Raw genomic sequence first — 11,402 nt, forward strand, 5'->3', positions numbered from 1 at the left:
ACTCTAATCCTTTTATACAAATGATTTCTTATGTTTTCATCAATTGTTAATTCTGGTTTTATTTTAATTGTAGACGACAATCCTACTAATCTTTCAGTATTAGCCTATGCCCTAAAAGGAGCAGGATTTTCGATTCGTATTGCCACAGATGGTCAGAGTGCTATCGAGCAAATTCAAGACGAGTTACCCGAACTGATTCTGCTAGATGTTCAAATGCCAGGGATTGATGGATTTGAGACTTGCAAGCGCCTGAAAGCAAACCCTACAACGCAAGATATCCCGATTATTTTTATGACTGCATTAGCAGATGTCGAAAGCAAAGTGAAAGGACTTTCTTTAGGTGCAGTTGATTATATCACTAAGCCCTTTGAGCAAGAGGAAGTTTTAGTACGAGTCCGCATCCATTTACAATTGCGACATCTAACTAAAACACTCCAACAATGGAATGAAAATTTAGAGCAACAAGTTGTAGAACGAACAAGCGCTTTACAAAAAGCACAAGTACAATTAGTGCAACAGGAAAAGTTAGCTACACTAGGGCAATTAGTTGCAGGAGTTGCCCATGAAATTAATAATCCTATGTCCTGTATTGTGAGCAATATTACCCCCGCATCTCGGTATCTTACCGATATCAAAACCGCGATCGCATTATATCAAAAATACTATCCGCAACCTGTACCAGAAATTTCTCAAGTTTTGGAAGAGTTAGACATTGACTTTTGCCTAGATGACTTATCAAAAATACTAAATTCAATGAAATTAAGCGCCGATAGAATCCAGAATATTTTAGTTTCCCTGAGAAGATTTTCTCGTTCTGACTCAACAAAGAAAATGTTGGTTAATTTACACGATGGGATTGATAGCAGCCTCATAATTTTACAGCATCGTCTGAAAGGTATGAGTAATCGTCCGGGGATTGATGTAATTAAAGAATATGGTGAGTTACCTGCAATCGAATGTTATCCAGGACCTTTAAATCAAGTGTTTATGAATATTTTAGCAAATGCGATTGATGCGCTTGAAGATCGAGCGGAACCTGCGATTAGAATTAAGACTGAATTACTCGATCAAAAATGGGTAAAAGTTCAGATTTTAGATAATGGTTCAGGTATTGCGGAAGACCTACAGCTCAAGTTATTTGAACCTCTATTTACAACAAAACCAGTGGGTAAAGGTACAGGTCTAGGTTTGTCTATTTCTCGTCAAATTGTAGAAGAGAAACATGGTGGAAAAATCGAGTTAAGCTCTGAAGTTGGTAAGGGAACTTGCCTTTCGATCCTAATTCCGATATAGCCATTTTATTATAACTTGCGATCGCAGCAATACCGCCCTCATTTGCGGTGACTAACCCTCCAAACAGTGGCATTACAAGTCCTCTCTAAAAATCAAGATTCAGGATTTACAGCGGAAAACAAGGACGAGTAATCAACATCGGAAAGACCAGCGTTACAGCTAGCTTCAATAATCTCAGTCACTCCTTTAACAGCAGATATATTTAACCCTAAAGCAGATGCTTCTTGTTCAAATAACTTCATATCCTTTAGCAGATGTTTTGTAGAAAAATTAGCCCCACCGAAATCGCGCTGCAACATTTTATCAAGTTTTTTATCGTAAGTAGAAGCATATAAAGCACTATTTCTGACAATTTTCATAAATATTTCGGTATCTACATTACTTTTCATTGCTAGGCCAAGACTGGCAGAAAATGCTGCTGTTAGACTACCAATTAACTGATTCATCGCTAACTTAGTGGCGGCGGCTTGTCCCACTGCTCCAACTAGGATAGGATCGGGACTAAATACTTTAAGTAAACTCAGCCACTTCTGAAATTGTTCTTCAGTTGCTCCTACCATTACAATCAATGTACCAGACTGTACTTGAGGAATGCTACCAAGTACGGGAGCTTCAAAGTAATCTCCGCCAGCATCAACAATTTTACTCTGGATTTCTTTACTCTCGGCAGGTGCGATAGTTGCCATCTGCACAAATGTTTTACCTTGTAACATCTTCACATTACTTTCGGCCAAGATAACTTGATTTATCGCCTTAGCATCAGTGAGCATGAGGATGATGATATCAGAATTTTTGCAGACATCTGAAGGAGAGTCACAAATTACAGCTTTTGTTTCTGATAACGGTGCTAATTTTGCCTTAGTTCGATTAAATACACTAACATCTAATCCTGCATCGATAGCTCTCATTACCATAGAAAGCCCCATTGAGCCAGTGCCAATAATTCCTACTTTCACTTTGAATTCCCTCCGATATTAAAATTTTATAAATATTATAGCAGTAGAAGGTAAGTTGATCTATTACACTCAAAAAATTATAATTAGGGCTAGTACCTCGTTCGAGCAGATATACAAGACAATAAAACAGCTTAAAAATAGCCTCTTGAAAGTACATCTTCTTCGTCTAGTTCATCTTTTCCAATCATTTTTTCAATTTCATTTAAAAACCTCATAAAAACTTCTGGTGAGAAGGGGTGATCGTCAAGATGCTTTACAAAAATATCTCGATTTTTCTTTCTTCCCTGTGCTGTACTAAAAGCACTTCTGAGATTAGAGGATAACCGTTTTGCTTTTCTAAGGATTAAGATTTCATCAATGGCTGTGAGGGATGAGCTAATCGGTGACATATCAAGCCATTCACATAGTAAAAAATATTTAGCTCCTGGCACACTTAATTTTACATCAAGAGCCGTCGCAGCACTCTCTTGAAACATTGTTTTATCAAGATTTGTTTTACACTCAGCCGCAATATAAGCAATATTTGCCTCGCGGGAGATACTATCATTAAATTCTCGATTGTGAGAAGCTTTTAAGAATATCTTTCTACTAATTGCAAAATCTTGATCCTTGGAGCGAATATTCATCCCACCGCCTACTGGACTTGCTTTTAAACTTGACTCAAACCGTAGTGATGAAAAACACTGTGTAGGGCCAAAGGATAGTTCTTTGCCTTTTAATGAATCTGCAAATACGGTTGTAACTAAAATAGGTAAAAATTCCTCGATAATCGAATTGTCCAATTTTAATTGTCCCTTTTGACGGTACAAAAAATCGCTATTACTTTCAAAAATTAGTTCGATATCAATGTATCGCTTATAAGATGTTAGGTGAGATAACATTTCGGGTAAAATTTTTATATTGCCACTTATACTTTTAATGGTTACTAACCATTTTTTATAGTGTTCTATTGCGTGTTCAACACGCGATTTCTCTGTAGTAGGCAGTTTATCGTTATTGAGCAAGGCTGCTAGTTTTTCCCCATGTGGTTTAGGTAAATCAAACATACGTTTCGGTTTTTGGGTTAATTATTGCAATGGGTTTGCGAGAGCGCTGACTATCAAAATAAGGTGAAGGTTTTACTTCTTTAGCCTTATCGATAGCATCCCTAATTTCAGGTTTAATGCGTTCATCTGCTAGAGAATAAGCAGATTCTAATGCTTTTATGGCGACAGTTAGTGCTTGATGTAATACAAAACAATATTCTTGATTTTCTACCTTCATAAAATGAAGTATATCTTCTTTAATAGTTTTTCCATAGCGATTTATAAAGCTTCTTTCTTGACGGATATCTAAATTTATACCTAATACTTTACTAGCGACTTCTGCAACTAACTCTCCGTTAAAAAAAGGAGTGCCTTTAATATTGGATTCTCGACCGACGACAAATATCATCCTACTTTCAGGGCAGCATATTCTTAATAATTCTTGAAAAGTAGATGCAATGTCTACACAATATTGAATTACAGTTAAAAATCTATTACTTCTATGTTTACGATTTGAACCAAATTCGGACTTTGCTACCTCTAAAATTTTCCAGTTTAGTGCTTCAGCAGAAGTCCGATACTGCTGATGATAGTTAAAGACATTGATATAAGGTGGAGATGTAATCACAATATTGACAGTTGAGTTTTCTAAGGGAATACTTCTGGCATCGGCGTTGTAGGTATCTATCGGCTTTTCACTATAGGGTAGTGTCAGCACAAAAGCAGCGATATTTTCTGCAATAGTTAAAACTTTTGAGTATGTAACTATTTTCTTGTCTAAGTCTAGGAATATAACCAATGCTTCATGTAAAATCTTATTGAAAATCTGTTCGCTATTCAATGCTAAGTTTACAATTTTATCTATCAGATAATCGTCGATTACATCTTTTTCAATTATTGGAAAAAGTGGCATTTTCTCAAACACTTCTGTTTTTAGTCGATCGAGAAAACAATTGATATATTTTTCTCGCTGTCTTGGCGAAAGATTGATAAATTTATAAATGTTAGCGAGAATTAAAGCGGCTGGATTGATTTCTGTCCCGTAGGCTTCTACTCCCAATCTTCCAGCTTCATATAAAACTGTTCCACTACCTAAAAACGGATCAAAAATTATGGTGTTTTTATTGGCATACTTATTTATTAAGGTTTCGATTAACTGGGGGGAGAATTGCCCTTTCCAAGGCAAAAAATTACTTCGCTTTTTATCTTCAATGTCTAAAAGTTCTTGGGGAATTTCGTGTTTATTGATGGGCGTTTCAGTGAAAATATTAGATAAAGCCATAATTCGGATTTTTACTTGGTACTTAACTTGCGATCGGATTGAATCCAACTAAAGAAACCCGCTGTCTGGGAAATCTTAGGTTAGTGGCAAGATATCTAGGACGAAACCCGGTTTCTGACATCTGTGGGTTTCGTTCCTGGACAACCTAAACTTTAACTTTAATTGAGCGTTTTAAATTCATCAAATTTCGCCTTCACAGTCTGGATATCTTGCCACATTAACCATTTAGGACTGCCTGGTTCGCGCGAGGGATTGCGTAACAGGTAAGATGGGTGAAAAATTGCCATACATTGTCGGCCTTCCCACTCAATCCATTGACCGCGAATTTTACTAATAGCTTGCTTTTCACCTGTCAAACCCTTGAGCGCTGTTGCACCTGTCAATAAAATAATTTGCGGATTTACTATGCGAATTTGTTCGAGCAAATAGGGTTTGCAAGCGTCTCTTTCTTTGGGTGTGGGAGTGCGGTTATCTGGAGGTCTGCACTTATTGACATTACAGATAAATACATCGCGTTCTGTACTCAAACCAACAGATTCTAAAATTTTATCTAATAGTTGCCCAGATCTGCCAACAAAAGGCAATCCAGTTTCATCTTCATTCTGGCCTGGCGCTTCTCCTATAATCATAATTGGGGCTTGCAAATTACCACGCCCGATGACGGCATTCTGACGGTTTTTGCCTAATTCGCACCTATGGCAGCGGTTGCAATGTTCTGCTATTTGCTCCATAGTTTCATAAGTGCCGGGAGGAATGGGAATTTTGGCATCATTTGGGATTGAGTCTCGCTGTAATGAGGCTCCAAAATTCGGTTCGTCAAAAAGGCTGAGTTGTTTGTCGCTGGGCATAAATTGAGGGAATGAAGAGATTTTTTCAGTCTAGAGTTTATAGTTTATAGTTCCGGGGTGAAATGTGACAGCCTACTCCTGGCTGAAAATCAGTCATCATATCAGGTAGGTGATGCTAAGCAGGCAGCGCTATGTTATTTAATCCGTTGTTTGACGATCGCGCCGATGCAGGCGAAAAACTGGCCGAGGCTATTTTCTCTGAGATAGCTAAATTTAATCAAACTGCACAGGAGGCTGCTAAACCGATTGTTTATGGTTTACCACGAGGCGGGTTGCCGATCGCACTACCGATCGCTCGTCGCCTTCGTTGTCCTTTAGATGTTGTCGTCGCCAAAAAAATCACCCGCCCAGATAATCTAGAATTGGCGATCGGCGCAGTGACAGCGGATGGTCATGTTTTGTGGTCAAAGCAAAAACCGCGCAATTTTCGCTTGCAAAATACTGCACTGGAAAAAGCTCAAGAGAAAGCTCAAGCTCAATTAGTGGATTTCTCCGCCGCACGCCCAACAGTAAGCCCCAAGGGTGCTTTAGCGATTTTAGTTGATGATGGTATTGCTACGGGGATGACAATGATGGCAGCGGCTCAAGCTTTGCGGTTGCAGGAGCCAGCAGCAGTTTGGATTTGCGTACCCTTAGCGCCGCCAGAAGTAATGATATCTTTGCAGCAGGAGGCAGATCGCGCGATCGTCTTGGAAACTCCCGATCCATTTTTTAGCGTCAGCAACTTCTACCGCGAATTTCCCCAAGTGGAAACAGAAATCGCGATCGCCTGTTTGCAACAACAAACTGAGTGGTTGTCGGAAGCCTGAATTATTCTTAATTACTAATCTTTTTTCCTTCCTATGAGCACTTGGCAATTTTGGTGGCAAACGGTGATTTTATCTACTCAGCATAATCCGCCTCGGTTTGTTGAGCTGGTGATGTTAATCTTGGCGATGATCTTACTCTTGTTTTGGAGTCTGACATCAGAATGGCCTTATTTAGTGCTATCTCTAAGCTATGTCATTGGTTCGTCTATTTCAATCTTAGTGCGGGAAGCTCTCAACCCTTCCTCATCTATCCAGCCAACTCAGGTGACAGCAGTATTATTATTAATGATTAGCTTCTACAGTTTTGCTAAGCTGCTCCGGTAAAGAGCTTTCACTTTTAGGGGTTTTGAGTTTTGAGCTTTGAACCTGGAGAGTTTTAAGTTTTGACTAGGCATCAAAAATTTTGGCTGTTCTCCCATAGATATTCAGATCAAAGATAAAAACGGCTCCAAGTTTTAAGTTTTGACTAGGCATTGAAAATTTTGGCTTTTCTCCTGCTATTAATGGGACTGATGCAAAATTAGGCGATTACCAGCAGGGTCATAGGCGTAGATTTCGCGACCGTGAGAAGCTGTTAAAATCTCTCCAGAGGGCCCGTAGCCCAAGGCTGTAAGATGCGCGATCGCAGATTCTAAGTCGCTCACCTCCAAACACAGACTAATGCTTGTCCGCAGTTGATTAGCAAACTCTAATGAGCTAGAATCTTTAGGCTTGAATATACCGAGCCTCAATCCGTGCAAGTCAAATTCCGCATAGACATTCTGAATGTAAAATCTGGGTTCTTGACCCAACAATTTAGTATAAAACTGTACTAGAGCTTCGCTATTCAAATCTGCTAAAGTCACTAAAGCGGAAGTATAATCAAAAACCATATAAGTAGGCGGACATCAATAAACGCTATAACTTGTAGGATGGGCGATCGTGGAAAAAAGCCTATAACTCATAGCTACATCCCATTAAAAATTAAAAGCTAAAAAGGAAATTAATTACATTTTTAATTTTTAATTTTACATTTTTAATTATTGAGAGAGGCGATCGCCCACCTTACGTTTAATTATGTCAGACTACTTATCAATCTTAAATCAGTTATAAAAAACATCATCTCTGCTGTGACTCTTCCCCTGTGTCTCCTCTGCGGTTCGCTCAAAAAAATATATTTCCCAAATTATCAAATATTCCTATAACATTTTAAATTGACTTAGTTGAATCTAAAATCTAAAATCCAAAAGATATGGCTAGAATTTTTTTATCAGCAGCTCACGGTGGCTTTGAAAATGGAGCCAGAGATCCCGGAACGATCGCAGGTGGTACAACAGAAGCCAAGGAAATGATCCTGATTCGGGACTTAGTGGTAGCTGAATTGCGATCGCGAGCTGTCGAAATTATAGCAGCACCCGACGAACTCTCTCAAGAACAAACTATTGACTGGATCAACGCCCGCTCTCGCAAAGGCGATTTAGCCTTAGAAATCCAAGCTAGCGGTGCTTCTAACCCTTCTGTTCGCGGCGCAACAATTTTTTACATTGCAGCCAATAACGAACGCAAAGCTGATGCTGAAATGCTAATCATGGCCTTACTGCGCCGGGTTCCCCAATTGCCAAATCGTGGGGCGAAACCAGACAGCGCTACTGGTTTGGGGCGATTGATATTTTGCCGATGGATTCTGATTCCTTCGGTACTACTTGAAATTGGCTATCTCACTAACCCCGACGATCGCGCTTTGATTCAAACTCGCCGCCGCGACATCGCCTTGGGAATCGCTGATGGTTTGTCAATGTGGATCACAGGCGGTTCCATCCCCACTCCCCCGCCCAATACATATTTTCCGATCAACATTAACATCAACGGTCAAATTTATGGAGAGCAGGGAGTTTTAATTAATGGCAATTCCTACATCCCCATTGATTTAGTAGATAGATTGAAAATTGACTTATCTAAGATTTCCAGAGTTAACCGCGTAAACTATAAAAATATCGTTTATGTCAAAGCAATTGAACTGCGAGACTTTAATATCTCCGTGACTTGGGATAATCCGAACCGCGCTGTAGTTTTGCGGTCTAACTTCAAGATCGATCCGGGTAACATCGACAAAATTATGACCCCTGGAAGTGCAACTGAAGTGCAGTTAATGATGTTTTTAAAGACGAATAACGAAAATGTTTTAAATAATTTTCCCGATATAGCTAAGCTTTATCGAGAGGAAGGGACTATTGAGGGCGTTAACTACGATCTTGCCTTTTCTCAAATGTGCCTCGAAACTAATTTCCTGCGATTTGGCGGAGAAATTCGCCCGACTCAAAATAACTTTGCCGCTTTGGGCTCTGTAGGAGGCTCTACGGAAACTGCATCTTTTCCTAGTGCCAGAATTGGCGTAAGAGCTCACATTCAACATTTAAAAGCTTACGCCAGCACAGAGCCATTAGTGCAGGAGCTTGTCGATCCCCGATTTCGCTTTGTCACACGAGGAATTGCTCCTTTAGTAGATCAGCTTAGCGGACGCTGGGCGGCTGATGTGCAGTACGGCTCTAAAATTTTGACTCTCGTTAAAAGGCTCTACGAAATCGCAGGTTTGATGTAAATTTCGCCAGAGTTAACGGTTAACTGTTAACCGTTAACTGTTTCACCCTAGATAACTCCCGGCCCTTTACCGCGCGCGTCCTCTTCCGTTGTTAGCTTTCCAGTTTCGTCATTGTCTTCTTTGAGTGCTTTGATTGCTTCCGCACGTTCGCGAGCTTCTGCTTCCTCTTTTGCCCGCAAGTCGCCGGGTTCATTAATGTACATTTCAGGTTCGATCGCGTAGTTGTTAGCTAAACCCTCTTTATCTACGGTGTACCCATCTTTAGTACGAATGCTGTCGGGATTGGCTTGCTCCTCAGTGTTTCCACTTTCTTTTCCTTCTGTGGTAGGGTGCATAAAAGCGTCTCCCTCACGTTCTTGACGCGCTGCTGTCTCAGCCGGAGTAATACCCCGATCGTAGTGAGGAGCTTCCATATTCTCTTCGATGCGTTCGTCTGTAGGTGTTTCCTTGCTAATAGACATGAGGTTACTCCTGAGTATTTATTCAAAACATCTATGATTTATACTTTAAGATTAGCTTTAAACTAGATCAGGAATAAACTATCCTTGGTTGTAGTTTAGGGTACTATACTTAGACTTATAAAATACTATACATATCTGCCTTTAGATTGATGACATTAATTGAATTGCGTGCATTTAAGAATATTTTCTGATGAGAAATCGCAGCTTGCGAGCAGAAACATGAGGAGAGTAGGTTGTGGACATTAGCTGTGCGATCGCACCCAACCAAAGAAACCGGGTTTTTACGAAAATACTTCGCCCTTACCCACAGATTCTCTCAAAAACCCGGTTTCTGAAGCCAAGCTTAAGTCCTACTTAATAAAGCCTGCCATTATTAATCGGGTTTCGCACTCAAGGTCAATGGGGATCTATCTTTCAAGTCACAGAAAAAACAAATTTTTCCGAACAGTGAACCTTTCCCCAACCTCACCCTGTCTAAAAGAATACAACAAGCAAACAGGCTGGTTTACACCAACCACTTAAATTTTATCACAGCGATCAAAATGAAGAAACATTTGTTATTTCTGCCCGGAGTAATTGCCTTAATTATTGCTGCCGCTCCTGTAATTCCTGCATTTACCAATAATGCCGTTGCTGCTGATGCTCAACCAGGTAGAGCAGGTGGAGCGAGAGCGAAATCAAATCAACTGAATTTGACTGATGCTCAAAAGGCACAAATGAAGCAAATTCGAGAATCTAGCCGCCAACAAATGGATGCTATTTTCACTCCAGAGCAAAAAGAACAACTGCGTACAGCTCGGCAACAACGACAAAAACCTAACCTGAATTTGAGTGAAGCTCAAAAAGCGCAACTCAAAGCGATTCGGGAAAATACAAAGAGTCAGATGGATGCGATTATGACTGCTGAGCAAAAGCAAAAACTTCAGGAAATGCGCTCTTCGCGTCAGAGAAATCAACCAGGTCAGTCTCAATAAAACAGACAGTCTGTAATGATTCTTTAATTTAATCAAAAAGCGGAAGAGAAAGATAAATTATTCTCTTTCGTTTTCTGCTTTTAATTAATACCAATAGTGTGATATACTGCTAATAATAAAAGATTAATTAAATAAGTCAAGCCTGATGGAAGAACTATTTACCCTCAAAGACTTACTGCTCAAGGGAGATATTTCAGGGGCATTAATTATAGTCGATGAACTAGAAGAAATGAGCCGCGACGATAAAATTAGCAATATTCGCAGCTATGCTATAATTATGCTGCTGCATTTAATCAAACAGCAGGTAGAAAATCGTACAACTCGCTCTTGGGATATTTCAATTCGCAATTCATCACGCCAAATTCAGAGCAAGAATAAGCGACGTAAAGCAGGTGGTTATTACTTAATACCTCAAGAGTTACGCCTTGCCTTAGAAGAAGCTTATCCAGATGCAATCGATGGGGCTGCATTGGAGGTAGAGTCAGGGCGTTATGAATCAGAAGAATTAGAAACTATGGTTAATAGAGAAGAAATCTTAGATCGGGCAATGGCATTAATTTTACCACCTGAATCCTCGCAGTCTTAATCCAGAAAAAGAAAGCTAGTTAATTACTTGCAATTTTTTAAGTAAATCCACCTAATTAAACATAAGATAAGGATGGCTAAAAAGCTAACTGTATAAACATTCTTCCTTCTTCCTTATACTTATTGCAAAGCAATTATGTCATTGCGAACCCAGCGAAGCAATCGCAAGGTTTTGGGATTGCTTCGTTTCACTCGCAATGACAAGTGTTTATTACTTAGCTTTCTTCTTCGCCGCCGTCGTAGTTGTCGCTTTCTTAGTAGTTGTCTTAGTCGCCGTTGAGGACTTAGCGGCCGTAGTTGTCTTAGTTGACTTCTTCGACTTGCTAGTAGATGTTGTCCCGGAACTTTCCTTAGCGGCTAAAAGGTCGAGCGCCCTTTCTAAGGTAAAATTCTCTACAGCTTCATCCTTCGGCAAAGAAGCATTTATCTTGCCATGTTTCACATAAGGGCCGTAATACCAATTTAATATGAAGCTGCATAGAATAAGGCTTCAAGAATGAAATTGTAAGAAGATAACGAAATGATTTGTTCAGGGGTGATTTGTGCCAAAACTTGATTCAGTCGTTCGCGCAATTGAGCAAGTGTCAGAAA

13 protein-coding genes are annotated in these 11,402 nt (G+C 39.7%); 6 read left to right on the plus strand and 7 right to left on the minus strand.

Annotated features, from left to right (window positions below):
• Nucleotides 1–30 precede the first annotated feature (30 nt).
• Nucleotides 31–1,293, plus strand: coding sequence for a hybrid sensor histidine kinase/response regulator (locus PN499_RS06710; protein ID WP_272030907.1), 1,263 nt, complete (start codon nucleotides 31–33; stop codon nucleotides 1,291–1,293).
• Between the two features lie 92 nt (nucleotides 1,294–1,385).
• Here the strand turns inward: PN499_RS06710 and PN499_RS06715 are convergent, their stop codons facing one another.
• From PN499_RS06715 to PN499_RS06730, 4 genes are all read right to left on the minus strand, one after another.
• A complete protein-coding gene (locus PN499_RS06715; protein WP_272030908.1) occupies nucleotides 1,386–2,249 on the minus strand; it encodes an NAD(P)-dependent oxidoreductase in 864 nt (287 codons plus the stop codon).
• 131 nt (nucleotides 2,250–2,380) lie between these two features.
• On the minus strand, nucleotides 2,381–3,295 hold the full coding sequence (locus PN499_RS06720) for a Bpu10I family restriction endonuclease (protein WP_272030909.1): 915 nt from the start codon (nucleotides 3,293–3,295) through the stop codon (nucleotides 2,381–2,383).
• The gene (locus PN499_RS06725) at nucleotides 3,288–4,556 is read right to left on the minus strand and encodes a DNA methyltransferase (RefSeq protein WP_272030910.1); all 1,269 of its coding nucleotides are present in this window, start codon (nucleotides 4,554–4,556) and stop codon (nucleotides 3,288–3,290) included. The genes PN499_RS06720 and PN499_RS06725 overlap by 8 nt, the downstream gene beginning before the upstream one ends.
• Nucleotides 4,557–4,714: 158 nt before the next feature.
• Nucleotides 4,715–5,404 carry a uracil-DNA glycosylase gene (locus PN499_RS06730; protein ID WP_272030911.1) on the minus strand — a complete coding sequence of 230 codons (690 nt, stop codon included), beginning with the start codon at nucleotides 5,402–5,404 and terminating at the stop codon, nucleotides 4,715–4,717.
• A 131-nt stretch (nucleotides 5,405–5,535) separates the two neighbouring features.
• Between PN499_RS06730 and PN499_RS06735 the strand changes: the two genes are divergently transcribed.
• Together PN499_RS06735 and PN499_RS06740 are read left to right on the plus strand one after the other, a co-directional pair.
• Nucleotides 5,536–6,213, plus strand: coding sequence for a phosphoribosyltransferase (locus PN499_RS06735; RefSeq protein ID WP_272030913.1), 678 nt, complete (start codon nucleotides 5,536–5,538; stop codon nucleotides 6,211–6,213).
• Between the two features lie 33 nt (nucleotides 6,214–6,246).
• Nucleotides 6,247–6,537: a hypothetical protein gene (locus PN499_RS06740; protein WP_007354942.1), complete on the plus strand. Its 291-nt coding sequence runs from the start codon at nucleotides 6,247–6,249 to the stop codon at nucleotides 6,535–6,537.
• 176 nt (nucleotides 6,538–6,713) lie between these two features.
• Here PN499_RS06740 and PN499_RS06745 read toward each other — a convergent pair whose 3' ends face one another.
• A complete protein-coding gene (locus PN499_RS06745) occupies nucleotides 6,714–7,085 on the minus strand; it encodes a VOC family protein (protein ID WP_272030916.1) in 372 nt (123 codons plus the stop codon).
• A 359-nt stretch (nucleotides 7,086–7,444) separates the two neighbouring features.
• Here PN499_RS06745 and tftA point away from each other — a divergent pair, with 359 nt between their 5' ends.
• Nucleotides 7,445–8,791: a hormogonium tapered terminus morphoprotein TftA gene (tftA, locus tag PN499_RS06750; protein ID WP_272030917.1), complete on the plus strand. Its 1,347-nt coding sequence runs from the start codon at nucleotides 7,445–7,447 to the stop codon at nucleotides 8,789–8,791.
• A gap of 47 nt (nucleotides 8,792–8,838) precedes the next feature.
• Here tftA and PN499_RS06755 read toward each other — a convergent pair whose 3' ends face one another.
• Nucleotides 8,839–9,252, minus strand: a complete 414-nt coding sequence (locus tag PN499_RS06755) for a hypothetical protein (RefSeq protein ID WP_272030919.1) — start codon at nucleotides 9,250–9,252, stop codon at nucleotides 8,839–8,841.
• Between the two features lie 542 nt (nucleotides 9,253–9,794).
• Between PN499_RS06755 and PN499_RS06760 the strand changes: the two genes are divergently transcribed.
• Together PN499_RS06760 and PN499_RS06765 are read left to right on the plus strand one after the other, a co-directional pair.
• On the plus strand, nucleotides 9,795–10,226 hold the full coding sequence (locus PN499_RS06760) for a Spy/CpxP family protein refolding chaperone (RefSeq protein WP_272030920.1): 432 nt from the start codon (nucleotides 9,795–9,797) through the stop codon (nucleotides 10,224–10,226).
• Between the two features lie 145 nt (nucleotides 10,227–10,371).
• Nucleotides 10,372–10,812, plus strand: coding sequence for a DUF29 family protein (locus tag PN499_RS06765; protein WP_272030921.1), 441 nt, complete (start codon nucleotides 10,372–10,374; stop codon nucleotides 10,810–10,812).
• A gap of 210 nt (nucleotides 10,813–11,022) precedes the next feature.
• On the opposite strand, the gene PN499_RS06770 is transcribed toward PN499_RS06765, so the two are convergent.
• Nucleotides 11,023–11,253 carry a topoisomerase C-terminal repeat-containing protein gene (locus PN499_RS06770; protein WP_417063865.1) on the minus strand — a complete coding sequence of 77 codons (231 nt, stop codon included), beginning with the start codon at nucleotides 11,251–11,253 and terminating at the stop codon, nucleotides 11,023–11,025.
• Nucleotides 11,254–11,402 lie beyond the last annotated feature (149 nt).

It is taken from the genome of Kamptonema animale CS-326, assembly GCF_028330895.1.
GTDB lineage: Bacteria > Cyanobacteriota > Cyanobacteriia > Cyanobacteriales > Microcoleaceae > Kamptonema > Kamptonema formosum.

Coding starts and splice junctions, on each gene's coding strand:
- PN499_RS06760 (WP_272030920.1), top strand. CDS start 9,795: ATGAAGAAACATTTGTTATTTCTGCCCGGAGTAATTGCCTTAATTATT.
- PN499_RS06720 (WP_272030909.1), bottom strand. CDS start 3,295: ATGTTTGATTTACCTAAACCACATGGGGAAAAACTAGCAGCCTTGCTC.
- PN499_RS06765 (WP_272030921.1), top strand. CDS start 10,372: ATGGAAGAACTATTTACCCTCAAAGACTTACTGCTCAAGGGAGATATT.
- PN499_RS06745 (WP_272030916.1), bottom strand. CDS start 7,085: ATGGTTTTTGATTATACTTCCGCTTTAGTGACTTTAGCAGATTTGAAT.
- PN499_RS06755 (WP_272030919.1), bottom strand. CDS start 9,252: ATGTCTATTAGCAAGGAAACACCTACAGACGAACGCATCGAAGAGAAT.
- PN499_RS06740 (WP_007354942.1), top strand. CDS start 6,247: ATGAGCACTTGGCAATTTTGGTGGCAAACGGTGATTTTATCTACTCAG.
- PN499_RS06725 (WP_272030910.1), bottom strand. CDS start 4,556: ATGGCTTTATCTAATATTTTCACTGAAACGCCCATCAATAAACACGAA.
- tftA (WP_272030917.1), top strand. CDS start 7,445: ATGGCTAGAATTTTTTTATCAGCAGCTCACGGTGGCTTTGAAAATGGA.
- PN499_RS06710 (WP_272030907.1), top strand. CDS start 31: ATGTTTTCATCAATTGTTAATTCTGGTTTTATTTTAATTGTAGACGAC.
- PN499_RS06730 (WP_272030911.1), bottom strand. CDS start 5,404: ATGCCCAGCGACAAACAACTCAGCCTTTTTGACGAACCGAATTTTGGA.
- PN499_RS06735 (WP_272030913.1), top strand. CDS start 5,536: ATGTTATTTAATCCGTTGTTTGACGATCGCGCCGATGCAGGCGAAAAA.